This is a genomic window from Lacipirellula sp. (assembly GCF_965279485.1).
Classification (GTDB): domain Bacteria; phylum Planctomycetota; class Planctomycetia; order Pirellulales; family Lacipirellulaceae; genus Lacipirellula.
Genome location: NZ_CBDIIC010000002.1, coordinates 3567612 through 3593346, shown reverse-complemented (window position 1 = coordinate 3593346; position 25735 = coordinate 3567612). Strand labels below are relative to the sequence as shown.

Sequence of the window (25735 nt, the reverse complement as noted above, 5' to 3'; positions counted from 1 at the left end):
TCCCTACGGGACTTCTTAATGGGCCGGGGCTGTTTACCCAGCAATGAATTGCTGGGCTATTGTCGGTCGTCCCGCTGGGACGTTTTCTTACCTTGGAGCGTTAGCGCCAGAGTTCCAATTACAACCAAAGGCGTTTTGGGACAAAGCCTAGTCAATCAAGTAGCTGCGTCGCATCAATCGCTTCGACTTCGCGCATCAATCGCTCGCATAACGACTCCATGCGGTCCATCAGCGGGCCGCATGGAGTCAGTTCGTTGCGTGCGGCATGCTCTTCGATTGCCGTGGCGACGCCACCCGCGATGCTGGAGAAGGCGCTGAGCATTCCGCTGAGTTTGTGGGCCGCCTCGCGCAGGGCCGCTGCGTCGCCCGCTTGAAACGCGACGCGAACGCTCGTCCACAATGCCGGAAGTTGCTCGGCGAACACGACCTTCATTCGCTCCAGAATCGCCGGCTCCCCGCCGCAACTCGCGGAGATCACAACCAAGTCGAGCAGCGAATCGCCGGCAACCGCTGGCGGCGTTTTCTTCTGCTCCACGCCAGGCGAAGCAGCCGCAGCGATCGTGTTCGTACTCATAAAACTCGCTAACGCCGCGTTGAGCGCCTCGCCGCGGATCGGCTTCGTGAGAAACCCATCCATCCCCGCCGCAAGGCACCGATCGCGATCCTCCGTTCCCGAGCGAGCGGTAAGCGCGAAAATCGGCAGCCGTCGTTTGGTCCCCGCTTCCGCCGTACGAATCGCCGCGACAACTTGAAAGCCGTCGAGCTCCGGCATGTGGAGATCGAGCAATAGCAGGTCGAACGCGCCGTTCGAGGCGAGCGTCAGTGCTTCGCGACCGTTGCGGGCGAGCGTCACTACGTGGCCGCGTTGACTTAGCAGCTGCTCCATCAGCTGCGAATTGAACTCGTTGTCCTCGGCGACCAGAATCTTCAGCGATCGCTGCGCGGCAGCGGAAGCGCCGGGAAGCGTGCGAGCATCCGGCGTCGGCAGTTCAACCGTTGCCGGCTCGCTGGCGTCGATCAGTAGCGACGCAGTAAATGCAAACGAGCTCCCCGCGCCGGCGACGCTCTCGACCGAGATATAGCCCCCCATCAGTTCCACCAATTGGGCGGCAATCGTCAGTCCTAAGCCTGTCCCGCCGTACTTGCGAGTGGTCGACGTATCCTCCTGCTCGAACGGTAAGAAGATCGCTGCCAGCTTTTCAGACGGGATGCCGATGCCAGTGTCGGTAACGGTGAAGCGAATTCTTCGCGTGTCGCTCGACGCTTCGTCGTCGCCGGCCAGTTCCACGCCGACCGCGACCTCGCCGCGCTCGGTGAACTTGATCGCGTTGCCGACGAGGTTGATCACCACTTGCCGCAACCGGCCAACGTCGCCAACGAGCTTGTCGGGAACGTCGGCATCGACCGACGCGACGAGCGGCAGTCCCTTCCGATCGGCGCGAACCGCGAGTGCACGAATCGTCTCGTCGATCATCGACCGCAGCGAGAAAGCGACCTGCTCCAGCTGGACTTTGCCCGCTTCGATCTTCGAGAAGTCGAGCAAGTCGTTGATGATCACCAACAGGTTATCGGCCGACGATTTGACCGTTTCGAGATATTGCTTTTGATTTGGTTCGAGCCGCGTATCGAGCGTCAGCTCCGTCATGCCGATGATCGCGTTCATCGGCGTGCGAATCTCGTGGCTGACGTTCGCCAGAAATTCGCCCTTCGCACGATTGGCTTGCTCGGCCGTTTCCTTCGCATGCAGCAGTTCGGTCGCGAAGGCGACTCGCTCGGTGACGTCGCGATAGTTGGCGACGATCCCCGCCACCGTCGCGTCGGCCAGCAGATTCTGGCCGATCGCCTCAGCGCTTCGCCACGAACCACTCGCGGTCCGCAGCCGGCATTCCACTTTGATCAGTTCCAGCGGCGACGCGAGCAACCGCTCGAAAAACTCTCGCTTCCGCGGCAAATCGTCGGGATGAATAATCGCGTCGCGATAAATGTTCTTCCCAATGAACTCGTCGGCCGCAATCCCCAGCACGCGCTCGACCGACGGCGTTTGATAGAGAATATTTCCCTCGGCGTCGAACACGCTGATGACGTCGGACGAGTTCGTCACGAGGTAGCGAAACCGCTCTTCCGTTTGCCGCAGGGCTTCGTCGGCGCGCAGCCGCGCCTCGGCGAGCAACCGCCGCTGCGCTCGATGGAGCGCTTCGCTCATCGCGCTGATGAAGACGCCGGTGATGACGAACAGCACGAGCGCCACCGTCTCGCCGACCGCTCCGTCCAACGACTCGGTCAGGAAATCGTCAAGCAAGAAGTGCCCCAGCAACGCACAAAGGAAAGTTACCAGCAAGCCGGGCCACATGCCGCCGAAGTAAGCCGCGAAAATCACCGACGGTAGAAAGGTGCTGTAGAGCCCGCGCTCGCCGATGTGAGGCGCGAGCCAGTATCGCAGCAGTAGCCCGAACGCAGTCGCGATGAGCGCCGTCACATACGCGGTCGCCTGAGAGCGCGGACTCTCGTGCGACTGATCGAAGAATTGCCGCAGCCGCAAGTTACGCAGCCAAGATGGCGCCATAGTGACTCAACCGTTGTTAGAAGCGAACTCCCACTGCCACGCTAGACAACGCACCGCCGGCCCAGGACAATGCAGCAGGCGGCAACGCCACCGCTGCGCGCCCACCGCTAAGAGAACCTTCATGGCCCACCTGCTGCTGATCGACGACGACGTCGCTCTCGTCCCTGAACAAGTCAGCCAGGCATTCGCGGCTCCGACGCATCGCGTTGACATTGCTCACACCGGCGCAGCGGGGTTGGCGCAAATTTCGAACGATCCGCCCGACGTCATTTTGCTTGATGTTCGCCTGCCGGACCAGTCGGGTCTCGACGTCTATTTGCAGATCAAAGCGCTCGACGCGCGGATTCCCGTGATCTTCATCACGATGACCAAGGGCGCCGAGCTCGCCATCGAGGCGATGAAGCTCGGAGCGTTCGAATACCTGTTCAAGCCGTTGAATTTGAACGAGCTGCGCCGCGTCGTTGGCGAAGCGGTCGAGGTTTCCCGCCGCATGCGGCAACCAGCCGTGATGGCGCAAGAGCTTCCCGCGGACGACGTCGACGGCGCCATCGTCGGCGGGTGTGCGGCGATGCTGGACGTTTACAAGTCGATCGGCCGCGTCGCGGCGCAAGACGTGCCGGTGCTGATCACCGGCGAAAGCGGCACCGGCAAGGAGCTTGTCGCCCGCGCCGTTTACCAGCATGGCGCCCGCTCAAAGGGGCCTTTTCTGGCGCTCAACTGCGCGGCCATTCCGGAGAACCTGCTCGAGAGCGAACTCTTCGGCCACGAGAAGGGCGCCTTCACCGGCGCCGACCGCCGCCGCATCGGCAAGTTCGAACAGTGCAACGGCGGCACGCTGTTCCTCGACGAGATTGGCGACATGCCAATCGCGCTGCAAGCAAAAATCTTGCGGCTGATCCAAGAGCAAGAGTTCGAACGCGTCGGCGGCGGTGAGACGATACGCACCGACGTGCGGCTGATTGCCGCAACGCATCGCGATTTGAGAGCGTGGTCGGAGGAAGGGAAGTTCCGGGCCGACCTCTACTACCGGCTCGGCGTGTTCACGATCCGCTTGCCGGCGCTCCGCGAGCGAGACGGCGACGTGGCGACGCTCGTTCATTTCTATGTGCGTAAGTTTTCGCAAGAGCTCGGACGCGACATTCGCGAGATCTCGCCCGAAGCGATGGCCCGGCTCTCCGCGTATTCATGGCCCGGCAACATTCGCGAACTGCAAAGCGTCCTCAAGCAAGCGCTGCTGCGAGCCAGCGGCCCGACGCTGCTCGATAGCTTCTTGCCGGAACTCGCCCCCAGCACTGCGACGCCGGCCGAAGCGAGCGGCAGCGCAACGGGCGGCTTCCCGCTCGATGCGCTCATTGCCGAACGGCTCACGCCCGAGATGGCCAACCTCTACGCCGAAGTTCACGGGCTGGTCGATCGCGTGCTGCTGGCCCGCGTACTGGAGCACACCAACGGCAACCAACACCAGGCGGCGAAGATCCTCGGTATCGCGCGGCAAACGCTGCGGATGAAACTCCGCGACCTCGGGCTGCAGGTGACGCACGCGGTCGAGTCGTCGGACGAGAACTGAGTCGATGAGTTCGTCACTCTAGACTTCGCCACCTCACCTGCATTTCAGCCCCTGGCTCCGCCAGGGGGTCGGTCACCATCTTGGTTGGCATTGCCCCGCGTAACGCTACCCCCTGGCGGAGCCAGGGGCTGCAGTTGCGACGGCGATACAATGCTTCATCCTCTCGATGAAGCATCAGCCGCCCGGCGTCGGGTCAACCGCCGCCGTCGGCAGCTGCAGCGGATACTGCAAGAACTTCCCGGCGTTCGGCCCCGTCGCCTCTTTCCGATAGTAAACGTACGGCTCGACCGACAGCCCTACGAACAGCGGCGCCACGTCCGGGTCGTAGTCGACCAAGTCAATCCGTACCGGCAGCCGCTGCACGATCTTCACGAAGTTGCCAGTCGCATTCTGCGGCGGCAGCAGAGCCAGCGTCTGTCCAGTCCCCATCTCGAAGCCGCTGATGCGTCCCTTGAACTCGCGACGGCCGCCGTACATATCAACCTCCAGCGACACCGGCTGGCCAATCCGTAGATTCGCGAGTTGCGTCTCTTTGAAGTTCGCGTCGACCCAGATCTCGGTGAGCGACCGCACCGCCATCAAGCTCTGGCCCGCCGTCACGTTGTTGCCGGGGTTCACATTGCGACGCGTGACGACGCCGTCAATATCGCTTACCACGGTGCAGTAGCGGAGGTCGAGCTCCGCCTGCTCCAAATCGCGGCGAGCCTGCAGCACGTTCGCCTCGGCCTGCTTCACCTCGGGCGATTCGGGAACGAGTTCTTCCAGCACGCGATTTGCATTACCCTTTTCGTCCCACAGATGGAACTGTTCGAGCACCGCCTCCGGCGTCGCGTCGACGCTCGCCAACGGCAGCCCGATTTGGGCCATCGTCTCGATCATGCTCGCCAGCGCTGCCCGCACTTGCGAGAAGGTTTGCACCAAGTCGGCCGGCGTATCGTCCAGCTCGCCCCCTTCCGCCGGCTTGGCAGACAGGCCAAGGGCCACCCGCGTGGCATACACATTCTGCAGCGCCTGCTCGACGCTCGCCTCATCGACCCGCGTTTGCTCAATCCGCTCATCGAGCTCTTCCTGGCTGATCGCCCCCTTCGGCGCCAGCCGTTCGGCGCGGTGTAAATTCACCAGCCCGAGATCGCGCGTGGCGATATTGCTTTTGTAGGTCGCCACGTTGGCGTGCAAGTTTGCGATCTGCGTCGCCACTTGCTCCATCGAAGTCTCCAGTTGCCACCGCTCCGAACGAATGGCCGCTTCCAGCCCGCGCACATTGGCTTGAGCGACGACGAGTTCTGCTTCCGCGGCGTCAACGGCCGCCTTCTTCACCTCCACTGCCACGCGAAACGGCTCGGGGTCGAGCTCCACCAGCACGTCGCCGCGCTTCACGCGAATGTTGTCGTCCACCAGCACCCGCGTCACCTGCCCGCCGACGCGCGGCGCGACAAAAGTCACGTGGCCATTCACGTAGGCGTCGTCGGTCGACACCGTGGTGAACGCCGTCCGCACCACCGGCACGATGAAGTACAGCACGAGCACCGTCGCCGCGATCGCCAACGCGATGTAGAGCGCCATCCGCTTCGGCGTTGCCCCGGCGTCGCTCGGCTCGGCAGCCGCATCGACCGGCGTAGCGCCTCTCCCCGAAAGCCACGACGGTTTTTCCACACCCTGGCGAACCGGTGCGACCGGAGCCGGCGCACTCGGCGTCACCGGAACCGGCGTGCTCGGCGCCAACTGAGCGGGAGCGACTGGGGCGGAAGCGACGCTGCTGGTGGTGGATGAAGTGTTCATGCCGGCTACAAACGCACTTTCGGCGCCAGGACGTCGCAACGAGTAGCGCGGCCCGCAATCCTCGCAGAAACGCCCGCTGCATCTCACCGCTCCGAGTCGCTCGCTATTCCTCACTCTCCACGCCCGGGAAACTTTGTAGTCGCCGAGGCAATTTTCTAGTCGAACGTCCGGCGACGGCCGCAGTGCAAAACCGGCCTCGCCTGCGAAAAACCCCTGGTTTTACCGCGTTTCCGCAGATGGCACGCCGGTTGCGAATAGCCGCAACCACAGTGGGGATAACCGTGGTCCTCGCAGCCCCCCCACGAGGAGCGAATCATGCCAACCGAACCAACTAACGCCGCCTCCCGCATTCTGCCGGCCGGCGAGCGCGCCCCCGAGTTTTGCCTCCACAGCACGCCCGATCAAACGGTCACGTGCGGCGACTTCCTCGGCCGCCCGCTCGTGCTCGTCTTTTACCCCGCTGATTGGAGCCCCGTCTGCGGCGACCAACTCGCGCTCTACAACGAGCTCCTTCCCGAGTTCCAAAAGTACGACGCACAAATCGTCGGCATCTCGGTCGACGGCATTTGGTGCCACCTCGCCTACGCCGAGCAACGCAAACTTCACTTTCCGCTCCTCTCCGATTTCCAACCGAAAGGCGCCGTCGCCGAAGCGTTCGGCGTCTATCGCGAAGGGGAGGGTGTCTCAGGGCGGGCCCTTTTCGTCATCGACGCGGAAGGGATCATTCGCTGGAGCTACCTCTCGCCGGTCGGAGTAAACCCCGGCGCCGACGGCATCTTGCGAGCCCTCGAACAACTCACCATTTCAACCGGAGCCCACTCATGAAAACCGCCGACGCCGCCCAACTCACTCTCCCGGTCTCGGCGCGAGACCACCAATTCGGCGACCGCCGCGCCGCCGTCACCGTCGTCGAATACGGCGACTACGAATGCCCCTACTGCGCACGAGCCCACTTGGTGGTGAAGGACCTCGCCGATCGCCTCGGCGATGCGTGGAACTTCGTGTTCCGCAACTTCCCGCTGACGACGATTCATCCGCACGCCCAACATGCCGCCGAGGCCGCCGAAGCCGCCGGCGCCCAAGGCCTGTTCTGGGAAATGCACGACTACCTGTTCCTCCACCAAGACTCGCTCTCCGACCGCGACCTGGTCCGCGATGCATCGCTACTCGGCGTCGAAGAACAACAGTTCGTCGACGACCTCCGCGACCACAAATTCGCCGACCGAGTCCGCGAAGATTTCCTCAGCGGCGCCCGCAGCGGCGTCAACGGCACGCCAACGTTCTTCATCAACGGCGTCCGCTACGACGGGCCCATCGAAAGTGGTTCGATACTTGCAGCGATTGAATTAGCCTCCGCTAGCGGCTGATTCAATCGAACCGAGCCCTATCGCGCTGCTGGACTAGTCGCTTAAGCAACCAGTCCGAACCCTCACGAACGCACGCCCCCCATCGCATTCTCTGAACCCCGACCCCCAACCCCCGAACCCTTCCCGCTGCCCCCGCATAAGGAGTCTCCCCATGTCCGCCGCCGCCCACGCCCTCGACCCGGCTCTCGATCCCGCCATCGATCACCGCATCCGCGCGTTCCTCAAGAAGCTCAACGCCGCCGGCGGCCCGCCGATGGAAGAGATGACGCCCGCAGACGCGCGGGCGGTCCTCGTGAACGCCCAGAAGTCAGTCCCGGTCAATCTGCGGCCGGCCGACGTCAGCGAGCGGACGATCACTCAAGACGGCTTGCAGGTCGATCTCACCATCGTTCGCCCCGCCGGCGTGACGACGACGCTGCCGGTCTTCATGTTCTTCCACGGCGGCGGCTGGGTGCTCGGCGATTACCCAACGCACGAACGGCTGATCCGCGACATCGTTGCGGAATCTGGCGCCGTCGCCGTCTACGTCGGCTACACGCCGTCGCCCGAAGCCCAGTACCCCACGGCCATCAACCAGGTGTATGCCGCCACGAAGTGGGTCGCAGCGCACGGCAGCGAAATCAACGTCGACGGCAGCCGCCTCGCCGTCGTCGGCAACAGCGTCGGCGGCAACATGGCCGCCGTCGTCGCCCACATGGCCAAAGACCAAGCCGGCCCCGCGCTCCGCCTGCAAGTCCTCATGTGGCCGGTGACCGACGCCTACTTCGAAACCGAATCGTACGAGCAATACGCCGAAGGCCGGTTCCTCACCCGCAACATGATGAAGTGGTTCTGGGACAACTACACCACCGACCCGAACGAACGCTCCGAAATCTACGCCTCGCCCCTCCGCGCAATGACCGAGGAACTCCAAGGCCTGCCGCCGGCGCTGGTGCTCACGGCCGGCAACGACGTCCTCCGCGACGAAGGCGAAGAATACGCCCGCAAGCTAGACGTCGCCGGCGTCGACGTGACGGCCGTCCGCTACGAAGGGATGATCCACGACTGGGGCCTGCTGAACCCGCTCAGCAAAGTCCCGGCGGTGCGAGCCTCGCTGCGGCAAGTGGCTGCGGAGATCAAACATCATCTGCGGTAGCGAGCAGGACGGCGAAAGTGTAGTGCAATGAAAATTGATCAACTGCGCGACGGCCGATTGTAAGGCAGCGAGATGCCGTGTTCACCGAGAACGCGCTCGTAGTGGGCTAATCGTCCCAGCAGAGCGTCTCGAACTTCCGCTGCTGCGTCGATCAGTTCTTCATCGCCGGATCGCTCCGCTATCGAGCACACTAATTCTGCGTTGCAAAGCAGGTTACTCAACGAGTCGCCCTGGATGACGCAGCCAGGAAAGCGACGCCCGGGCATGCGGACGATGTCGGAATTTGATGCTTCGGAATAGACTTCAATTTCTTTAATTTCCATCTGCATTCCGCGATTGGCCAAGTTCGCCACTTCACCGCCCCCGCTCCCCAGCCGTTAGTTCCTGAAGCTTCTTGCGCTAGCCTTGCTCCCCCCCCGCTGGCCGCAAGAAACACTTCGAGGCTGCGTTGGGAAATATCTTATCGAACATATCGACATAGTCTGGACCGCCATCAGGGTAGCGGCTGCGATACTCCTGCAGCATGGAGCGAGTTAGCGCCACATCCCAGCAGCCCCACCCGTAAACTTCGACGGGCAGGTTGTGGAACGCATCGGCTAACGCTTCCACCTGCGCAGCCCGATCCGAGATGGATCGCAATTCGATGAAAGCCGCGTGCAGAAGCTCTGCCAACGCACGTCGCTGATTGTCGTCGGGCAATGGGTCTCGTTCCATGCCGCCCACTATACCCGCTGGCGAGGGGCGGGGCGAAAGCTAGTCACTTCATCCACGTCGCGGCAGCCAGAATCGCCGCCATCACCGCGACAATGGCCATCGCATGGAGCCCGTCGCGAACGCTAAACCGCTTGACCGATATAGAAACCCCGACGAGCCGGCCAAGCGCCGCGATCGATGCTATGAACGCTAGAGCAATCAGGATATTGAGCGTTCGCTCCTCCATCCCCGCATTCTACCCCCGCCGCGCCCTAGTGAAAGAAGACCTAGACGACCGATTCTGAGTCGCAGAACTCAGCTAGAATCCCCACCACGCTGAGCGCACCGGCGGCGACGAGGGTGGAACGTCCAGGACTATTGGAACGACTGGAACCGCGGGATTCACTGCTTGCATGGCGGGTGCAAGATGATTGATGTACGCCTCGGGGAAAGCGCGGCGCAGCTTCGTCGTATGGCCGTAGAACTCGGAGTCTGGCGGAATGTCGATTGACCAGACGGCTCGATCGCCAAGCAAAGCGCGTAGAAGCGTGGCTTGATCGCCATACTTGACGTAAACGCCGCCGGCTCGGGCGCGAGTGAGGAGCGCCTTCCGCTCGTGGACGATGCTCGCCTGCCAAACAAGAATGGCGGCAATGGGGACCACAATGAGCAGCATCCTCACGCTGAAGCGGAAGCGGCAGTGCTTTGGAGCTTCACTCATGCCGCCCATTTTAACGGCCGCCGAGACGGATGGGAGGGGAGCCTTGCAAAACAAATGTCTCGGAGAGAGATTGGCGTATTCTGATCCCCTTGGAGCCATCCATGACGACGCTCGAAGAGTTCATCTCTGAATCGCTGGACCAAATTTTAAACGCCGTAGCGGTTGCTCAGTCTCGCGCGAAGGTTATGGGCGCCGTGGTCGCCCCAACGCTAGTGGCGCGCCGCGGTGACGCGGCGGAACTCTCAGATGAGAATTGGCATATCCCTACCACAGTCGAGTTCGACGTAGCTGTGACGGCTACAGACGGGAAAGCCACCAAAGGAGGCATAGGCGTCGTTGCAGGACTCGTCAGCCTGGGCACGACCGGGCAGTCCGAAAAGCTATCCGAGACAATCAGCCGAATCAAATTCAGCGTCCCGATTTTCTTTCCAGACAGAAAACGAGACTCGAGCGGTCCAAGCGGATTCGTCGGAACTGCATAAGTTGCAGCTAGGAGCTTGCTTGAATGAGCGACTGGAGCAGAAAAATAGAGATCGATCCCGACTGGCAAGATTACGAAATCCAGATCACGCCAGGATGGACTCGCAAGGTCTCTGACTCTACGTCGAGACGCAACCGACTGATCCCAGTCTTCTACGATTTCGCTGCGGATTTGAGCGGTGCGACAATGGCAGCCAGTCTGCCGTACCTCCTCACCTCAAATATAGTCCACTACCACAAGGGCTACGTTCAAGCAAAAGAAGAGCCCACCACAAGCCAACGTCTCGCCGATGTCGTGACGCTGCTGCTCGCACGCAAGCTCAGAGGCAGAGCAAACCTCACTGCCGACCAGCTGCTCGAAATTCAGAGTGCGTGCTTAGAGATCCAGCAGGAATTCAAAGTCGCCTACGCACAGACCAGCGGTATCAGTCACGACTACGTCTGGGACGGTTTCATGAAGGAACCTCGCACTCATCGCATGGCGTGGCACAGCCAGCAGCTTTGCTTCGTTGCAGCGTTCTCTGCGTTCGAAAACTTCCTTGTCCAATCGGTTGCCGTCGCCATGAAGCAGCCCACTTTCAAGAAAAAGCGAGCCGAAGAGTTTCCCGAACTTCGCGACGCCTTTGGACAGGCAATCTACGATCAGAGTTGGAGCGACAAATACATGGCGTCGGTTCGACTTGCTAGAAATGCCATTCTTCACAATGGTGGGCGAGAAACAGATTCCCTGAGAACGCTGGGGCACGGGTTCCTCGTGAAGGAGAAAATGCTGCAAATAAAGGCTAGCGACAATACTCGATTGCTCAGGCACCTCGAAGCGTCCGCAGAAAGCATCATTCACGTCGGCAGCCAGATTCCGGCCGTAATCCGTGAAAAGAAGAGACGACGAAAGCGAAGGCGCTAAGGAACTTATCTATGACTTTCGTACTAGCCTGGAAGCACGCGAAGCATGTCTATCTTTGTGCAGATAGCGCGGTCACCTACCCTAGTTTGCCTCCTGATAGCGACCTAACTACTGCATTTGGCGAAAACTCGGGCGACAGTACTAACTCACTCGTGGACGAACGAGCAATGAAGCTCGTGAATTTAGGACAGGCCATTGTTGGTTTATGCGGAGATTACTCAATTGCCCGCAGAGTGCTGCTCGCACTTCGAGACGAACTAATCCACCAGCCTCCCAAGGAGGCTTTTTCCGCTGCATTGCGAGACTATGAGCCACAAGACGACTTGCGCAAAATTAAGTTGGTCATAGCATGGCCCCAGGGCACTGAGGCTGTAGCGTGTGGCTACAACGCAGATGGGGGCGGCCGAATCGAAGACTTGGAGTCCGACCACGCATTTCGACTTAGTGGAACTTCTATGCATCGTGAGCTCACGATCGAGGCGATCGCAAAGGTCACGAAATCGGCAGCCACTCCCGCTCAGCAACTCGCTTGCATCCTGTCTTTACTTCAAAGCTATGGGGTCAATCGCAACTATCTCCAAGAAGGAATTGGCGGCGCCTATTGTGGCGCGGTCGTTACGCCATCTGAAATCAAGTGGCAGGGCGACATCATGTATATCATCACGCAACCGGGCCAATACTTGACGCACGCTATTACGACTCGCATTCGAGACAACGTTCTGACTGTTCAAACAACGATTGGCAGCCGAACTAAGGTCATGGCGGAACTTCTCAGCAGCGGGCCACTAGATGATTGGCTCAGCGAGCATAAGTTTGAGATAGAGGGAGTCATGAGCGACTACTCATTCGATTTTGTGTCGTTTCTGACAGCGGGATATCCCATTTGCACAGTCGTTGAAATGAACGGCGCTGAGAAGTCCGCTGATTTGCGGATGCCCAAGGTAGTTGCGGTGTTAGGCAGTGATGAATTGCAAATGGAGTTAGAGATGTCGGCCAGAGTGAGAGAAGCAACGGTGCAGCCGTCTATCGCGGAGGACAGTGGCACAGTGCGGCCGAAGTTAACCTTCTTCGAATTTGCACCCCATCAATGCGAGATGACCGTGCGTTGAACTGGGACGCTACTCGCACGACTACGGCTACAAAAAAGCAGGCTGCGGAAGTTTAATATTTCCGCATCCGCCAGCAGTGAGTTGCACCGCCTCTGGCATCCCGCGCAGCTGGAGCCGTTGTCTACCTCGGTCGACTTCAGCATCGGTGCCTGCAAGTGGCCGAAAATCGCGCGCTGCAAAATGCCGCTCCATCGGTTAGGCTCGCATGTGCGGCATTCTGTTCAGACGTATGCCCGCGCGCTCTTTGAAAGCTCACGTCTCGCCGATCCATCGGTCGCCGCCACGGCTCCGTTGTCGGTCCGCGCGACCTCCAGTTCCGGCCCTCAGAACCAGCGCCTCGCGCCTCGAAACTCTCCTTAATGTCGCCTCCGCGACGCGACATGAACGCGACCATCGCCGCAACACGCGTGGCGGTCGCCACTTAGAACAAAACCTTAGTGTCGCCTAAAATCGCATTGCGACTTTTACGCGATGCGACATGACGCGACACGATGTCTCGCAGGGCTCAAGCGACAGTCCGTGAATAGCAGATTCATGTTGGGCGAAGCGACGCATTTGGCAGCTCGTTGCAGCTGCTAGATCCCTCGCTCCGCTCGGGATGACAAGCAATGGGGCAGAAACCTGCCGGCTTCAAAAGAAAGGCAGCCCAATAAAAAAACCCTCGCCGAGGCAAGGGTGATTCGCAATGCGTCGCCGCCCGCGAGGGAGCAACCGACAATGTAAAAGTAGCGGAGGAGGGATTCGAACCCCCGACACGCGGATTATGATTCCGCTGCTCTAACCGACTGAGCTACTCCGCCGAAGCGAGATCCGTCGCCGCTTGAGGTCGGAAACCCCAAGAAACTCGGCCAATCTGCGGGTCGCAGTGGCGAGGCGGCGGCAGCGTCCCGAGGCTCCTCGGGACGGCGTCTCGCAATTCTACTCTCCATTTCGGCGTTGCGAAACCCTTCCTGCAGGCGGCCGCCGCAACGCCCGATTTTGCCGATTTTCAGGCTGCCTGAGGGGCCTCCCGCGCCTGCGGAAGCAGCCGGCTCAGCTCCCCTGGGCCTGCTTCCGCGAGACGGCGATCCGCTTCCGTTCGACGTCGACCTCCAGCACCTTCACGCGAACCAGATCGCCGACGGCGACCACTTCCGACGGGTCGTTGATGTAGGCGTTGGCGAGCTGCGAAATATGAATGAGCGCGTCCTGGTGGACGCCGACGTCGACGAAGGCGCCGAACTTGGTGACGTTCGTGACGACGCCGTCGAGCAGCATCCCGGGGCGGACGTCGCCGATCGCGTTGACGCCGTCGCTGAACTTTACTTGGCGGAACTCGCTCCGCGGGTCGCGGCCCGGCTTGGCGAGCTCGGCGATGATGTCGGCGACGGTCGGCAGGCCAAACGTCTTGTCGACGAACTCGGCGGGCTGCAGCCGCGAAGTGAGCGCGGCGTTGCCGACGAGTTCGCGGGAGTCGACGCTCAACGACTTCGCCATCCGCGAAACGACGCTGTAGCTTTCGGGATGGACGGCAGAATCATCGAGCGGCTCGGCGCCTTGGCGCACCCGCAAGAAGCCGGCCGCTTGCTCATACGCCTTCGGGCCGAGCTTCGGGACCTTGAGTAACTTCGCGCGGCTATCGAAGCGGCCGTTCGCATCGCGGTACTCGACGATCCGCTCGGCCAGCTTCGGGCCGATGCCGGCGACATAAGAGAGGAGGGCAGGGCTCGCCAGATTGAGGTCAACGCCAACCGAATTGACGCACGACTCGACCTCGCGGCCGAGCGCCGACTGCAGCTGCTTCTGGTTGACGTCGTGCTGGTACTGGCCGACGCCGATCGACTTGGGGTCGAGTTTCACCAGCTCGGCGAGCGGATCTTGCAGGCGGTGCGCGATGCTGATGGCGCCGCGGATCGTCACGTCGAGGTCGGGGTACTCGCTCACCGCGAGTTCGCTGGCGGAGTAGATCGAGGCGCCCGATTCGCTCACCATTGCTTTGATGACATCGCTGCCGAGCGACTTGAGCACCCCGGTGACGAAGTCGTCGGTCTCGCGCGAGGCAGTGCCGTTGCCGATGGCGATCAGGCGGACGTTGTGCTTGGCGATGAGGTCCTTCAGTACGCGGCCAGCGCCGTCGACGTCGTTCTTCGGCGCCGTGGGGTAGATCGCGATGCTGGCGAGGTACTTGCCGGTGCCGTCGACGACCGCGACCTTGCAGCCGGTGCGAAAGCCGGGGTCGATGCCGATCGTCACCTGCGGCCCGGCCGGGGCCGCGAGCAGCAGCTGTCGCAAGTTGCCGGCAAAGACGCCGATCGCCTCGTCGTCGGCCCGCTCCTTGAGCGTTTGCAGCGTCGTCGACGCGACTGACGGCAACAGCAGCCGCGTGTAGCAATCGTCGACCGTGCGGAGCAGGTCGTCGTGGAACTCGAACTGCCGGTTGTGGGCGAGGCGCGGCCGGAGCTTGCCGAGCGTGAACTCATCGTCGAGCTGCACGCCGACGTTGAGGAAGCCTTCGGCTTCGCCGCGCTGCATCGCCAGAAAGCGATGCGAGGGGACGCGTTTGGCCGATTCGCGATGGTCGAAGTAGGTTTCGAACTTGGCGCCATCGGTCTTCTTGCCGCGCTTCACGGCGGAGGTGACATGCCCAAAACCCATCGCTTGCTGAGCGAGCCATTGGTTGAGCTCGACATCGTCGGCCCAGCGTTCGGCGACGATGTCGCAAGCGCCTTGCAGCGCGGCCTCGGCGTCGGGGACTTCCTTGGCCGGATTGACGTAGGGCTTGAGGACTTCCTGACGCGGACGGTTGAGTCGGGTTTGCTTCCAGAGCAGCTCGGCGAGCGGTTCGAGGCCGCGTTCTCGGGCAATCGTCGCGCGGGTGCGACGTTTGGGTTTGAAGGGGAGATAAATGAGTTCGAGCGTTTGCTTATCGCTGCACTGCTCGATCTGGCGACGGAGTTCGGCGGTGAGCGCGCCTTGCTGGTCAATCGTCTTGAGAATCGTTTGCTTCCGCGCGGCCAGTTCGCGGGCCGCCGTGAGGGCGTCGTCGATCGCGCGGAGCGCCGTTTCGTCGAGGCCGCGGGTCGCCTCCTTGCGGTAGCGGGCGATGAACGGCAGCGTGTTGCCGGCGTCGAGCAGTTCGACCGCCGCGCGAACCTGCTGAGCGTTCGCGCCGACGGCGGTCGCGATCTGGGCGATGACGGAATCGAGATCGAAGCAGGCAAACTCGGTCGACATGATGCTGGCGGCGGCTCGGGCGGTTTTCGCGTAGAATCAGGGGGCGAACTTAACCCGTTTTACACGCTCCGGCAACTCGCCGCTCGCACTGATGGCCACGACTCCCACGCGCATCGGCATTTTCGGCGGCAGCTTCGACCCGGTGCACCGCGGCCACCTGCTGCTCGCCGAGTGCTGCTGGCGGCAGGCGGGACTCGATCGGGTCGTGTTCATTCCGACCGCCCAGCAGCCGCTGAAGCCGCGCGGGCCAGTCGCGGGCGAGGCCGATCGGCTGGCGATGCTGCGGCTCGCGATTGCGGAGCGGCCGGAGTTCGACGTCTCGACGATCGAGATCGACCGCGGCGGCGTGAGCTACACGGTCGAGACGCTGCGGGCGTTGCAGCTGGCGCACCCGGGCGCCGAGCTGTTCTTTCTGATGGGGGCCGATTCCCTCGCCGATTTCCCAACCTGGCGCGAGCCGGCGACGATCTGCGAGCTAGCGACGCCGCTGGTGGTGCGACGGGCAGGCACGCCGCCGCCGAACTTCGAGGCGTTGGCGCCGCTCGTCTCGGCAGAACGGCTGGCTTCGATTCGCAACCAAGAAGTAGAGATGCCGGCCACGCCGATCAGCAGTTCCGCGATTCGGCGACTGATTGCGGAGCGGGGCGAGTGGCAGGCGCTCGTGCCGGAGCGCGTTGCGGAGTATATCGAGGAGCGCGGGCTGTATCGCGCGTAGGTAAAGACGTGCACTGGGTCGGGGGCCTTTTGCCACTGGAGGCGCTCCGCTCAGAGCCGCGCTGCTAGTGGCAAAAGGCCCCCGACCCCTTCGACTACGCCGCACGATTCACGCGAATCATCCCCGCTAGCTGCGGCGAGACCGGCATCCGCCACACGGCATCGTCGGTCCGTAGTGCATCAGTGATGACGCTGAGCTGCTCATCGACCGACTGCGTCACATCGAGCAGCAGCCATTTCTTGCCGCCGAAGAAGCAGTGGCCGCCGCCGGCGCCGTCGAGATACTCTTCCCGCAGCGTGTAGTCGAGTCGCCGCGCGAGGTCCGCGGCTTCTGCTAGCAGGGTGACGGATTGCATGAGGGGTCTTTCGTTCGAGGCAGAGGCGCGCGAAGTCGCGAGCGGCTCAAGATTGGGGCGGGATTGTAACGCGATCAATTCCAGTCGCCCAGCGTGATTCGACGATAGAACAGACTGAAGCAACATCTTTTCCTGCAACGAGTTAACGACCGCGGCCCGGGCAAGACGCCCGATGTGGCGAGGCTGCGGCGACGGGGCAGGGGAGGGGGTTTCACTACCACCCGACAGCGCAACGCCTGCAGTCGTTGCCGCTACCAAGCCGAGGGGCGGATGCCGAAGACTTCTCACGACGACGAACTCGCCGCCCTCAAGCAAGAACTGCTCCGCTCGCAGAAGATGGCGGCGCTCGGCGAACTCGTCGGCACGACGACGCACGAGTTCAACAACGTGTTGATGACCGTCATCAACTACGCCAAGCTCGGCATGCGCAACAAAGACGAGGCGTCGCGCGACAAAGCGTTCGATCGCATACTCGCCGCGGCGATTCGGGCGGAAAAGATCACCAACGCCGTACTCGGCATGGCCCGCAATCGAAGCGAAGAGTTCGCTCCCACCGAATTGGAACCACTCGTCGACCAGTCGCTCCTGCTGCTCGAGCGCGAGATGCAAAAGTATCGCGTGCAGGTTCGCAAGGAGTTCAGTGCGGCGCCGCCGGTACGAGCGATCGGCAATCAGGTGCAACAGGTGCTGATCAACCTGATGACCAACGCCCGCCAAGCGATGCCCAACGGCGGCGAGCTGGTGCTGCGGATCACGCACGATGCGAAAGCAGGCTTCGTCGACCTCACGGTCCGCGACAACGGCAGCGGCATTCCACGCGAGCAGCTGACAAAGATCTTCGACAAGTTCTACTCGACAAAATCGGGTCCCGACGCCACCGGCAAAGGGGGCACGGGCGTCGGCCTTTCGACTTGTCGCGAGATCGTCGACGCGCACCACGGCCGGTTACGAGTCGAGAGCACCGTCGGTAAGGGAACGGCGTTCACCGTGCGGTTGCCGTTGTGGCAAGAAAAAAGCGAGTCGACCGCCGCGGCGCCAATTGCGCCGCTGGGCGTGCCGAACTCGCTTTCATCGTCGACGACTTCTATGGGAACTTAGCTGCGGCGGGCACGCCCGTAGGCGGCGAGGCCCATCGCGGCGAGGCCGATCAGGGCGATCGAAGCCGGCTCCGGCACGGCGCTAACAGCCGGAGTTGCCGGAACACCCGAGCCGAACTCACGCTGCCAGACCAGGAAGTCGGCGCCATTGGTAACGCCATCGCCGTTGGCGTCGGCGCCGTTGCTCGGCTGGCCGTAGGCCGTCTTCCATGCGGTGAGGTCGAGGCCATCGACGCGACCGTCGTGATTGAAGTCAGCAGCGTAAGAAGGCCCGCCAGCGACAACGCTCAGCACGACCGAGTTGTTGGCGTACGCGACGTCCCACTGTAGGCCGCTGGAAAGCGGGGCGAGGGAGAAGTCGGTGCTCTTGAACTCGCCTTGCAGCGTGCCGACCGCGCCAGCGGTAGCGTGCGGGAGATTGGGGAATCCCATGGCGGCCAAGCGCAAATCGATCTCGTTCTTCTCGGCACTGAGGTCGGTAACGCCGGCGCTGAGGATCGTCCAGCTGTCGCCGAGCACCGGAGCGTAACCGTCGAGTTGCACCTTGAACGAACCGTTCGCAATCTTGGCGTTGCCAGTCACCTTGATGGTCGTGTGCGCCTGGCCGGTGATCTGCGCGACCAACGTCGACGATAGGGCGACGTTGTTGACGTTCATTTCAAAATCGCCGTTGGCGATAACGACGCTGTTGCCGCCCCGAACGCGGAACTCGGTGACGCCGCCGGTACCCGGCTTGCCATCCCAATCCATGCCGCGACCGACGATGATCGCGCCGTTGTTGACGACGCCGGTAGCGGCCAAAACGCCGCCGTCGACGTTCACGAAGCCATTGCCGCGGCGATTGCTGATCGCGATGAAGCCCGAGCTTTGCAGGACGCCGCCGGTGAGATTCATCGTGCCGGTGCGAGGTCCGACAATACCGGTCTGCTCGGGGGATTGATTGCCGCCGTCGCCGATTTCAAAGTCGCCGCTCGTTTGCACGAACGCGCCGCCCGATTGGTTCCACGTGCCCGTGCCATACTTGCCGATAACGGTGTAGTCGGCCGTGGCGTAACCGCCCTGCATGTTGAAGGTGCCAGTGCCGGTGCGGCCGAGAACGAAGTCGTCGGTCGACTGCAGTTTAGCGAAGGCGCCGCTAAGGGTAAGCGTGCCCGTGCCGGCGCCGTTCTGTCCGCCGACGAAAATGCTGCCGTCGCCCGTGCGGAGCGTCGCATTGTTCACGGTGACGATGCCCGTCCCTGCTTCGCCGATGCGGACGCCGCCCTCGTTGCCTTGATCAGCGAAGATGTCGCCGCCGGTGATCGCGAGCGTGGCGGAAGAACCGGCCGTGGAGGCAACGTTTACCGAGCGAGGATTCGTATCGCCGCTGGTGTAGTTCGCCGTCCCGGAGTTAATGAAGACGTTGCTGGCGGTTGTCGGCGGACCGCTCGGGGACCAATTGCCGGCAGTGCCGTAAGCGCCGTTGCCGCCGTTCCAGTTGTAGGTCTGTGCTTGCGAGAGTTGAGGAAGGAACGACAACGCCGCGACGGCCAACGCGAGGCGCATGCCCCGCTGGCCCGAGAACGAGAATCTCATGGGGGTGAATCCGCGGAAGGAGGAGAGTGCCTGGTCTCTGTTCAGGAGAGAGCGAACGCCGCAGTTCGCCCAATTCGATGCTAACCACCGAGATAGGGGCGGACAATGCGTAGTTCCCGCCAGCAGTGCTGCGACTCCGCTTTGAACGGCGACGAACCTCGCGTCACTTGCGGTAAAGCGCACCGCGCGTTGTCGAAGAAGGAGTTCGCCCGCTCGACGGGCGAGATCGCGATATCGCGGCAATTCTCAGGCGTCTGCTCTCGCTCGCCCCGCGGTCGTTGCGGATAGATGCAGCCGGCGTGCGCGATTTCGCGACCAATCGCGGAACTAGGCACAAAGGTCTCTGATGCCCTTACTCACGGTGAGCACGCCGACAAGCACATGAAGAATTAGTGAATTCTTTCGCCGTGACACGCCTACGGCGCGACAACAGGCATCGTCGGCGAGACGAGCAACCGCGACTGCAGGTCGGCGATAATCGCCTGCTCCAGTTCTGGATCGCGGCCAATGAAGATCCAGTTGCTCGCCAGTTGCGTCCGGCTGACGGCTTCGGCGGCGGTGCTGGGGAGCGAGGAGTCGTTGCGGAACGTCGCGGCGCCGGCCGTGGAATTCTCTGGCCGCGGCAAGTCTTCGAGATCCTTCTCGACCAGCACGTCGACGAGATAGCCGGTGGCGTCGGGCATGACGCGAATCGTGGCTCGGCGGCGGATCGTCTGGAAAGTGCTTTCCCAACGGTTGTACTTGCCAACCGAGTCGCGACGGTGAAACTCGGGAACCGTCGCGCCAATCTGCGGGTGAACGTCGATGCGTCCCTCGGTGAGGACGTCGCCGACGAGTTGCACCTGCCGCTCGCGTTCGATGCGGAAGTAATCGTCGACCGTGTCGACGATCTGCTCCCAGGTCCAGTCGCGATTGGCGACCGGAATGTGGATTTGGCTCGAACCGCCGTCGCCCGGGACAACCATCGGCACGCCACCCGCCATCGGGTTGTTCGGATCCATCGAGAACGGATCGACCATCACCCCTTGGCCGCTGATGACCGGCGGGGCGCCGAAGAGTTGCGGCGGCGCCATCACCTGCTGGCCTGGCGCCACGGGTTGCACGACTTCGATCGGCTTACACCCAGTGATGAGCAGGACGCCGCCGCCGATGAGCGCGCAGCAGCCCGATCTCCGCGTTTCAGCGGCGAACTTCGGCAGCCATCGGCGCACCAGCGACAAACGCGGAACTCCTTTTCCGAGCGAAGACGGATCTCAAGCGGCAACGGCCCGAAACGGGGGCGGCGAATCTTCGTGAAAGGGGGCGGTTGGCACAAGACCGAACCGCCCGCGTGCTAGCACGTACGTCCGATCGCTTTGAATCAAGCGATGGGAATCTCTCGCAGAGGCGCGGAGACGCAGAGAAAGACCTATAATTCGGGTCAAATCGCTCGCTTGCAATTCCCTCTGCGTTCTTTGCGCCTCTGCTAGAGACTTATTGCGTAAGTCACCAGCAATCGAGCGAGATTAATACTCGCTCTCGATGCCCAGCCGCATCTTCAGCTGTTCGAACTGCTGAATGTACTCGTCGTTCGTCGAGTGGACGTGCTCGGCTTCGGTAATGAACCGCATGTCGTCGCGGCACGGAATGTTCCAGTCGCCGAGCACGTGCTCGTACTTGGTCAATTCCTTGCCGTAGACGATCAGCAGCTTGTGCTCGTCGAACTGCACTTCCTGCGGGGTCGCCGGGTTCAGCACGGCGATGCCAGTGCAGCCGTCGTTCACCAACAGGTCTTCGAAGTCCCACAGAATCGACTGCAAGATCGGCATGTCGATGTGTTCGCGGTACAGGTCTTGGTGACCCGACGCGTTGTAGTCGTGGCTCGTTTCCAGGACGACGTCGACGACCGGCCCGAGCGGATCAAGGAGTTCCATGAACGCCTCGAACAGCTGCTCACGCGAGGCGGCGGCCATCAGGACGGGGACGTTCTTCTTCGATTGCTCGTCGCGGTACGTGTCGTGACGGTAGCCGCAAGACGGAACGACTTCCAAGGCATACGAAGGACGCACGGCGTCGCTCAACGTAAAGCTGCCATACCGCGCGACGCCGAGGTGAGCTTCGAGCTGATCTTCGTTCAGCGTTTCGAAACTACTGGCGGGGGCTGCGGGCAGCTCTTCGTGATAGACGTTGCGAAAGAATTTCTTCAGGAAGCCCATCGAACACTCACGGCAAGGTCAAGCAGAGATTGATACCTAACGTCAAACAACCAACTTCAACGCGATACGCCGGGAGTGATATGCGCGGAGCGTCTGGGTTAACGCAGCCGGGAGGCTGGGCCTCCGCACGTCTAAAGGGTACGGTCGCCGCGGCCTCACGGTTTCTTACTAAATCGTAGGTCACGGTCCGAACCGAGTGCGCTTCGCGACTGTCCGCAAACAGCTTTCGCGAAACCGCCGTCCGTGCAGCCGATACAACTGGACCGTTGCGGCCTGCGCTAGAGGGGGGAGCGGACGAGCGTCAGCGCAAACTGCCGCTGAACCTGCGGCGGGAATCAGAACCGGCGCGGGCGGGCGCCTAGGCGGCGGCAGGCGGAACAATTGATACAATCCAAACCTGCGGCGGGTTCAGCGGCCAGGGTTCAGGGAAGACAGTGGAAAGAAGAGGTGCGGCGATGAAGATTTACACGCGGACCGGGGATGCGGGGCTCACCGGACTGTACGGCGGCGGGCGGGTGCGGAAGAACGATCTCCGCATTGCCGCGTACGGCGCCGTCGATGAACTGAACGCTCAGCTCGGCGTCTGCCGATCGGCCAATCTGCCGGCGGCGCTCGACGAACCGCTCGCCCGGTTGCAGCACGAGATGTTCGCGCTCGGGGCGGAACTAGCCAGCCCGGGCGATGCGGCGCCGGGGCAATTGCTGCTCGACGACGCCGATATCGCCGCGGCGGAACAGGCGATCGACTGGTTCGAGAATCACCTCCAGCCGCTCAAGACGTTCGTCCTGCCGGGGGGGACGTCGGCCAGCGCGGCGCTGCACGTCGCCCGCGCCGTCTGCCGCCGCGCCGAGCGCGACGTTTGCGCCCTGGCCGAGGCGGCGCCAATCCGGGCGGCGGTCATCCAGTATCTCAATCGCGTCGGCGACCTCCTGTTCGTGATGGCCCGTTATGCGAACCATGCCGCCGGCGTGCCGGACGTGTTGTGGGAAAAGAAGTCGTGATCCTGGGCGCCTGCCGTCTCGACAACCGCCGCGCCGCTGTCGACAATTCGCCGAGCCGGAAGCGTCAGCGCCCGGATGCCGCCGTGATATAATGGAAGGCTCGCTCCCCCGCTCTTATCCCCGACGAAGGTTTGTTCCGATGATCAAGATCGAAGCCATTATCCGGCATTTCAAGCTGGAAGACGTGAAGAACGCCCTCACTTCGCAGGGACTCGGCGGCATGACGATCACCGAAGTCCGCGGCTTCGGTCGGCAGAAGGGCCACACCGAAACCTACCGCGGCACCGAATACGCCGTCGATTTCGTGCCGAAGGTGAAGCTGGAAGTCGTCGTCTCGGAAGCCGAGTTGAAGAAGGTGGTCGACACGATCATCCGCACCGCCCAGACGGGGCAAATCGGCGACGGCAAGATCTTTGTCTCCGACCTGCGTGATACGATCCGCATCCGTACGGGCGAGACGGGCGCCGACGCGGTTTAGTCCGGCTGGCATGGCGAGAATCGTACAAGACGCTGTCGGGCTGAATGCCCAACCTACGGCCCAGGAAACGCATAGTGAGTTCCGTTCCTCCTTCTGGCAATGCAGCGAATATGGCGGACGCCATCGCCGCCGCCCGTGAGGAAGTTGTTGCCGGCCGGGGGCGGATTCGCGAAATGCACGACCGCGGCCTCGATGGCCAGCAGGTCTGCAATCGGCTGACGACGGTCGTCGATGGCGTCGTCGGCAAACTATTCGACGCTGCTGCAGCAGCCGAAGGGGATGCCGCCAAAGCGCGGAACAAGCTCGCTCTGGTCGCTCTTGGCGGCTACGGCCGCCGGCAGTCGGCGCCATTTTCCGACGTCGATCTGATGCTCCTCCACGGTAGCGCAGACGCGAAAGAACTCTCCGCCCTCGTGCGGCGGTTCACCAACGCGATCTTCGACGCGGGGCTGCAACTCGGGAGCAGCCTCCGCTCGGCCGAGGAGGCGATCCAGCTTGCCCGCACCGATGGCGTCATCTGTTCGTCGCTAATCGACAATCGGCTCGTCGCCGGCAGCCAGCCGTTGCACCAGCACTTTCGCGAGTTGTTCGACCGCATGGTGCGGAAGCGGTCGAAGGCCGTCTGTAAGTCGTTCTGCGACGCCCGGGCGGAGGAGCGAAATCAGTATGGCGAGAGCCTCTACCTGCTCGAACCGCACGTGAAGCGTTCCCGCGGCGGGCTGCGCGACATCCACCTGCTGCGGTGGATTGGCTTCGCGGAGCTCGGCGAGTCGGACCCCGAGCGGCTGTTCATGCAGGGGGCGATGTCGAAGCTCGACCACCATCGGCTGCAGTCGGCCCAGGCGTTTCTGCTGCGGCTGCGGAACGAAATGCAGTTCCACGCGAACTCGGCGAAAGATCTGCTTGATCGGGCGGAACAGCTGCGGATCGCCGCGCTCATGGGCTACCGCGGCGGCGAGGGGCTGCTACCGGTCGAGCAGTTCATGCGCGACTACTTCCGCCACACGAACCATGTCTGGCAAATGGCCCGCCGTCGCGAAGCGACCACTTTCAGCGGCGCCACGATGACGACCCGCATGCTCGACCCCGTGCTCGGCCGGAAGGTCGAGGGCGATTACCGCATCGGCGTGCGGGAGGTTTCGGCCACCCGAAGCGGCATGGCGAAGCTGCAGGGGAATCTCGGCGAAGTGTTGCGGCTGGTCGACATGTCGATCAGCGAAGGGAAACCGCTCGACCACTCGACCTATTCGGCGCTGCTATTGGCGGCGCCCGAATGCGGCGAAGAGGTGAGCCCCGCAGTTGCCGAGCGGTTCCTCTACCTGCTGGGGACGCCGTCGCTGGCGGCGCCGTCGCTGCGATTGCTGCACGAGTTGGGATACCTTGAGAAGGTGATCCCGGCGATGAAACATGCTCGCTGTTTGCTGCAGTTCAACCAGTATCACAAGTTCACGGTCGACGAGCATAGCCTCCACGCGATCGAGCAAGTGACCAGTTTCGCGAAGCGGGAAGACTCGCTCGGCGAGGCCTACCGACACGTAGCCGATCGAAAGCGGCTCCACCTGGCGCTCTTGCTGCATGACCTCGGCAAGGGGTTTGAAGAAGAGCACAGCGAGGTCGGCCGGCGGATTGCCGAGGAGGTCGGCCCACGGCTCTACCTCCATCCCTCGGCGACGCGGGACGTCAGCTTCCTGGTCCACCAGCACCTGAACATGACCGATCTCGCGCTGCGGCGGGACATCGGCGACCGGGAGCTGATTCGGCGGTTCGCCACGCTCGTCGAGACGCCTGACCGGCTGCGGATGTTGTTCGTGCTGAGTTGCGCGGACCTCGCGGCGGTGGGGCCAGACGTGCTCACCCAGTGGAAGGTCGACGTCCTAGGCGAGCTGTTCCACAAGACGCTCGCCACGCTCGAAGGACAGCCGTCGCCGCACTCGCGGGCGCTCGACGAACGCCGGAACGAGATGGCGTCGGTGTTGTCGCCGGCAGAGCAGGGCGACGCCTGGTTCGAACGGCAGATCACAGCGTTCCCAGCGGCGTTCCTGGCGACCCATTCGGGACGGGATATCGGCGCAGCACTGCGACGGTTCCGTAAGCTGCCCGAACAGGGCGCCGACGCGTGGGGCCACTACAACCGCGATAACGCCACGGTCGAGTTCATCGCCGGCATCGATCGGGGCCGCGGTCGCGGGGCGTTCTCGAGCATGGCAGGCGCCCTATCGAGCAACGGCCTCCAGATTCTGGCGGCCGACATGCAGGTGATGGCCGAGGATCTGCTGCTGCTGCGGTTCGTAGTGACCGACCCCGACTCCAGCGGCGAACCGCCGCCGTCGCGGCTCGCTGCGGTGTCGAAGGACATGATCAAGTCGGTCGACTCGAAGGAGCCGCCGCGATTCCGCAAGATCTGGGGGCAAGACAGCGCCGAGGCGTCGCTCCGCCTCACCGGACTGCCGAACAACGTGCGAATTGACAACACCGCCTCGGCGACGGCGACGGTGGTCGAGGTCTACACGTTCGACCGCGTGGGGCTGCTCTACAGCCTCGCCCGCCGGCTGCATGACCTAGAGCTAACGATCTGGCACTCGAAGATCGCCACGAACATCGACCAAGTAGTCGACGTGTTCTACGTGACGAACCGCGGCGGTGGGAAAATCGAGGACGCCGAGCGGCTTGAGCATATCCGCCGCGAGATGCTGCAGGTGATCGAGCAGCGGTAGCCGCAGGTCAACGCTCCGCTGGAGCGGCTGATCAATTGGGAATGCTGAATGGGGAATGGGGGCGGAACCGTTCT

General features: G+C 62.6%; 24 protein-coding genes and 1 tRNA gene. 12 read left to right on the top strand and 13 right to left on the bottom strand.

Annotated elements, in window-relative coordinates:
- Positions 1-151: 151 nt before the first annotated feature.
- A complete protein-coding gene (locus ACQY7R_RS22020; RefSeq protein ID WP_428307701.1) occupies positions 152-2563 on the bottom strand; it encodes an ATP-binding protein in 2412 nt (803 codons plus the stop codon).
- Between the two features lie 121 nt (positions 2564-2684).
- On the opposite strand from ACQY7R_RS22020, the gene ACQY7R_RS22015 reads away from it, so the two are divergent.
- Positions 2685-4130, top strand: a complete 1446-nt coding sequence (locus tag ACQY7R_RS22015; RefSeq protein ID WP_428307700.1) for a sigma-54-dependent transcriptional regulator — start codon at positions 2685-2687, stop codon at positions 4128-4130.
- 174 nt (positions 4131-4304) lie between these two features.
- Here the strand turns inward: ACQY7R_RS22015 and ACQY7R_RS22010 are convergent, their stop codons facing one another.
- Entirely contained in the window at positions 4305-5909 is a 1605-nt protein-coding gene (locus ACQY7R_RS22010; RefSeq protein ID WP_428307699.1) for an efflux RND transporter periplasmic adaptor subunit, read from the bottom strand.
- Positions 5910-6224: 315 nt separating this feature from the next.
- On the opposite strand from ACQY7R_RS22010, the gene ACQY7R_RS22005 reads away from it, so the two are divergent.
- The 3 genes from ACQY7R_RS22005 (at position 6225) to ACQY7R_RS21995 (ending at position 8411) form a co-directional block, all read left to right on the top strand.
- Complete coding sequence (locus ACQY7R_RS22005; RefSeq protein ID WP_428307698.1) at positions 6225-6734, top strand: redoxin domain-containing protein; 510 nt, start codon at positions 6225-6227, stop codon at positions 6732-6734.
- Complete coding sequence (locus ACQY7R_RS22000) at positions 6731-7276, top strand: DsbA family protein (protein ID WP_428307697.1); 546 nt, start codon at positions 6731-6733, stop codon at positions 7274-7276. Before ACQY7R_RS22005 ends, ACQY7R_RS22000 begins: the two co-directional genes overlap by 4 nt.
- A 151-nt stretch (positions 7277-7427) precedes the next feature.
- A complete protein-coding gene (locus ACQY7R_RS21995; protein WP_428307696.1) occupies positions 7428-8411 on the top strand; it encodes an alpha/beta hydrolase in 984 nt (327 codons plus the stop codon).
- Positions 8412-8449: 38 nt separating this feature from the next.
- Here ACQY7R_RS21995 and ACQY7R_RS21990 read toward each other — a convergent pair whose 3' ends face one another.
- The 4 genes from ACQY7R_RS21990 to ACQY7R_RS21975 form a co-directional block, all read right to left on the bottom strand.
- Positions 8450-8734 carry a DUF6959 family protein gene (locus ACQY7R_RS21990; protein WP_428307695.1) on the bottom strand — a complete coding sequence of 95 codons (285 nt, stop codon included), beginning with the start codon at positions 8732-8734 and terminating at the stop codon, positions 8450-8452.
- A gap of 76 nt (positions 8735-8810) precedes the next feature.
- Complete coding sequence (locus tag ACQY7R_RS21985; RefSeq protein WP_428307694.1) at positions 8811-9125, bottom strand: hypothetical protein; 315 nt, start codon at positions 9123-9125, stop codon at positions 8811-8813.
- A 43-nt stretch (positions 9126-9168) separates the two neighbouring features.
- Positions 9169-9351: a hypothetical protein gene (locus tag ACQY7R_RS21980; RefSeq protein WP_428307693.1), complete on the bottom strand. Its 183-nt coding sequence runs from the start codon at positions 9349-9351 to the stop codon at positions 9169-9171.
- A 72-nt stretch (positions 9352-9423) separates the two neighbouring features.
- Entirely contained in the window at positions 9424-9825 is a 402-nt protein-coding gene (locus ACQY7R_RS21975; protein WP_428307692.1) for a hypothetical protein, read from the bottom strand.
- Positions 9826-9926: 101 nt separating this feature from the next.
- Here ACQY7R_RS21975 and ACQY7R_RS21970 point away from each other — a divergent pair, with 101 nt between their 5' ends.
- Genes ACQY7R_RS21970 through ACQY7R_RS21960 form a run of 3 tightly spaced genes read left to right on the top strand, consistent with a single transcriptional unit; the run spans position 9927 to position 12318 of the window.
- Complete coding sequence (locus ACQY7R_RS21970) at positions 9927-10307, top strand: hypothetical protein (RefSeq protein ID WP_428307691.1); 381 nt, start codon at positions 9927-9929, stop codon at positions 10305-10307.
- A gap of 23 nt (positions 10308-10330) precedes the next feature.
- Entirely contained in the window at positions 10331-11209 is an 879-nt protein-coding gene (locus ACQY7R_RS21965) for a hypothetical protein (protein ID WP_428307690.1), read from the top strand.
- A gap of 11 nt (positions 11210-11220) precedes the next feature.
- A complete protein-coding gene (locus ACQY7R_RS21960; RefSeq protein WP_428307689.1) occupies positions 11221-12318 on the top strand; it encodes a hypothetical protein in 1098 nt (365 codons plus the stop codon).
- A gap of 726 nt (positions 12319-13044) precedes the next feature.
- Here ACQY7R_RS21960 and ACQY7R_RS21955 read toward each other — a convergent pair.
- Together ACQY7R_RS21955 and ACQY7R_RS21950 are read right to left on the bottom strand one after the other, a co-directional pair.
- A tRNA-Met gene (locus ACQY7R_RS21955) sits at positions 13045-13118 on the bottom strand.
- Positions 13119-13350: 232 nt separating this feature from the next.
- Entirely contained in the window at positions 13351-15531 is a 2181-nt protein-coding gene (locus ACQY7R_RS21950; protein WP_428307688.1) for a Tex family protein, read from the bottom strand.
- A 91-nt stretch (positions 15532-15622) separates the two neighbouring features.
- Here ACQY7R_RS21950 and nadD point away from each other — a divergent pair, with 91 nt between their 5' ends.
- On the top strand, positions 15623-16246 hold the full coding sequence (gene nadD / locus ACQY7R_RS21945) for a nicotinate-nucleotide adenylyltransferase (RefSeq protein ID WP_428307687.1): 624 nt from the start codon (positions 15623-15625) through the stop codon (positions 16244-16246).
- A 94-nt stretch (positions 16247-16340) separates the two neighbouring features.
- On the opposite strand, the gene ACQY7R_RS21940 is transcribed toward nadD, so the two are convergent.
- Positions 16341-16601: a hypothetical protein gene (locus ACQY7R_RS21940; protein ID WP_428307686.1), complete on the bottom strand. Its 261-nt coding sequence runs from the start codon at positions 16599-16601 to the stop codon at positions 16341-16343.
- 270 nt (positions 16602-16871) lie between these two features.
- Between ACQY7R_RS21940 and ACQY7R_RS21935 the strand changes: the two genes are divergently transcribed.
- Positions 16872-17699, top strand: a complete 828-nt coding sequence (locus tag ACQY7R_RS21935) for a sensor histidine kinase (protein WP_428307685.1) — start codon at positions 16872-16874, stop codon at positions 17697-17699.
- Here the strand turns inward: ACQY7R_RS21935 and ACQY7R_RS21930 are convergent.
- The 4 genes from ACQY7R_RS21930 to ACQY7R_RS21915 form a co-directional block, all read right to left on the bottom strand.
- Entirely contained in the window at positions 17696-19273 is a 1578-nt protein-coding gene (locus ACQY7R_RS21930) for a dockerin type I domain-containing protein (protein WP_428307684.1), read from the bottom strand. The two genes, ACQY7R_RS21935 and ACQY7R_RS21930, sit on opposite strands and share 4 nt — an antisense overlap.
- Positions 19274-19353: 80 nt before the next feature.
- Positions 19354-19608, bottom strand: a complete 255-nt coding sequence (locus ACQY7R_RS21925; RefSeq protein WP_428307683.1) for a hypothetical protein — start codon at positions 19606-19608, stop codon at positions 19354-19356.
- Between the two features lie 81 nt (positions 19609-19689).
- On the bottom strand, positions 19690-20493 hold the full coding sequence (locus tag ACQY7R_RS21920) for a hypothetical protein (protein ID WP_428307682.1): 804 nt from the start codon (positions 20491-20493) through the stop codon (positions 19690-19692).
- 285 nt (positions 20494-20778) lie between these two features.
- Complete coding sequence (locus ACQY7R_RS21915) at positions 20779-21468, bottom strand: hypothetical protein (RefSeq protein WP_428307681.1); 690 nt, start codon at positions 21466-21468, stop codon at positions 20779-20781.
- A 455-nt stretch (positions 21469-21923) separates the two neighbouring features.
- On the opposite strand from ACQY7R_RS21915, the gene ACQY7R_RS21910 reads away from it, so the two are divergent.
- The 3 genes from ACQY7R_RS21910 (at position 21924) to glnD (ending at position 25661) form a co-directional block, all read left to right on the top strand.
- Positions 21924-22469 (top strand): cob(I)yrinic acid a,c-diamide adenosyltransferase, encoded by a 546-nt coding sequence (locus ACQY7R_RS21910; protein ID WP_428307680.1) that lies wholly within the window; start codon positions 21924-21926, stop codon positions 22467-22469.
- A 139-nt stretch (positions 22470-22608) separates the two neighbouring features.
- Positions 22609-22947 carry a P-II family nitrogen regulator gene (locus ACQY7R_RS21905; protein WP_152097033.1) on the top strand — a complete coding sequence of 113 codons (339 nt, stop codon included), beginning with the start codon at positions 22609-22611 and terminating at the stop codon, positions 22945-22947.
- Positions 22948-23021: 74 nt separating this feature from the next.
- Complete coding sequence (gene glnD / locus ACQY7R_RS21900; protein ID WP_428307679.1) at positions 23022-25661, top strand: [protein-PII] uridylyltransferase; 2640 nt, start codon at positions 23022-23024, stop codon at positions 25659-25661.
- The last annotated feature ends 74 nt before the right edge of the window (positions 25662-25735 follow it).

Coding starts and splice junctions, on each gene's coding strand:
- ACQY7R_RS21970 (WP_428307691.1), top strand. CDS start 9,927: ATGACGACGCTCGAAGAGTTCATCTCTGAATCGCTGGACCAAATTTTA.
- ACQY7R_RS21950 (WP_428307688.1), bottom strand. CDS start 15,531: ATGTCGACCGAGTTTGCCTGCTTCGATCTCGATTCCGTCATCGCCCAG.
- ACQY7R_RS21965 (WP_428307690.1), top strand. CDS start 10,331: ATGAGCGACTGGAGCAGAAAAATAGAGATCGATCCCGACTGGCAAGAT.
- ACQY7R_RS21975 (WP_428307692.1), bottom strand. CDS start 9,825: ATGAGTGAAGCTCCAAAGCACTGCCGCTTCCGCTTCAGCGTGAGGATG.
- ACQY7R_RS21935 (WP_428307685.1), top strand. CDS start 16,872: ATGCCGAAGACTTCTCACGACGACGAACTCGCCGCCCTCAAGCAAGAA.
- ACQY7R_RS21910 (WP_428307680.1), top strand. CDS start 21,924: ATGAAGATTTACACGCGGACCGGGGATGCGGGGCTCACCGGACTGTAC.
- ACQY7R_RS21930 (WP_428307684.1), bottom strand. CDS start 19,273: ATGAGATTCTCGTTCTCGGGCCAGCGGGGCATGCGCCTCGCGTTGGCC.
- ACQY7R_RS21980 (WP_428307693.1), bottom strand. CDS start 9,351: ATGGAGGAGCGAACGCTCAATATCCTGATTGCTCTAGCGTTCATAGCA.
- ACQY7R_RS22000 (WP_428307697.1), top strand. CDS start 6,731: ATGAAAACCGCCGACGCCGCCCAACTCACTCTCCCGGTCTCGGCGCGA.
- ACQY7R_RS21905 (WP_152097033.1), top strand. CDS start 22,609: ATGATCAAGATCGAAGCCATTATCCGGCATTTCAAGCTGGAAGACGTG.
- ACQY7R_RS21985 (WP_428307694.1), bottom strand. CDS start 9,125: ATGGAACGAGACCCATTGCCCGACGACAATCAGCGACGTGCGTTGGCA.
- ACQY7R_RS21915 (WP_428307681.1), bottom strand. CDS start 21,468: ATGGGCTTCCTGAAGAAATTCTTTCGCAACGTCTATCACGAAGAGCTG.
- ACQY7R_RS22015 (WP_428307700.1), top strand. CDS start 2,685: ATGGCCCACCTGCTGCTGATCGACGACGACGTCGCTCTCGTCCCTGAA.
- nadD (WP_428307687.1), top strand. CDS start 15,623: ATGGCCACGACTCCCACGCGCATCGGCATTTTCGGCGGCAGCTTCGAC.
- ACQY7R_RS21960 (WP_428307689.1), top strand. CDS start 11,221: ATGACTTTCGTACTAGCCTGGAAGCACGCGAAGCATGTCTATCTTTGT.
- ACQY7R_RS21995 (WP_428307696.1), top strand. CDS start 7,428: ATGTCCGCCGCCGCCCACGCCCTCGACCCGGCTCTCGATCCCGCCATC.
- ACQY7R_RS22010 (WP_428307699.1), bottom strand. CDS start 5,909: ATGAACACTTCATCCACCACCAGCAGCGTCGCTTCCGCCCCAGTCGCT.
- ACQY7R_RS21940 (WP_428307686.1), bottom strand. CDS start 16,601: ATGCAATCCGTCACCCTGCTAGCAGAAGCCGCGGACCTCGCGCGGCGA.
- ACQY7R_RS21990 (WP_428307695.1), bottom strand. CDS start 8,734: ATGGAAATTAAAGAAATTGAAGTCTATTCCGAAGCATCAAATTCCGAC.
- ACQY7R_RS22020 (WP_428307701.1), bottom strand. CDS start 2,563: ATGGCGCCATCTTGGCTGCGTAACTTGCGGCTGCGGCAATTCTTCGAT.
- ACQY7R_RS22005 (WP_428307698.1), top strand. CDS start 6,225: ATGCCAACCGAACCAACTAACGCCGCCTCCCGCATTCTGCCGGCCGGC.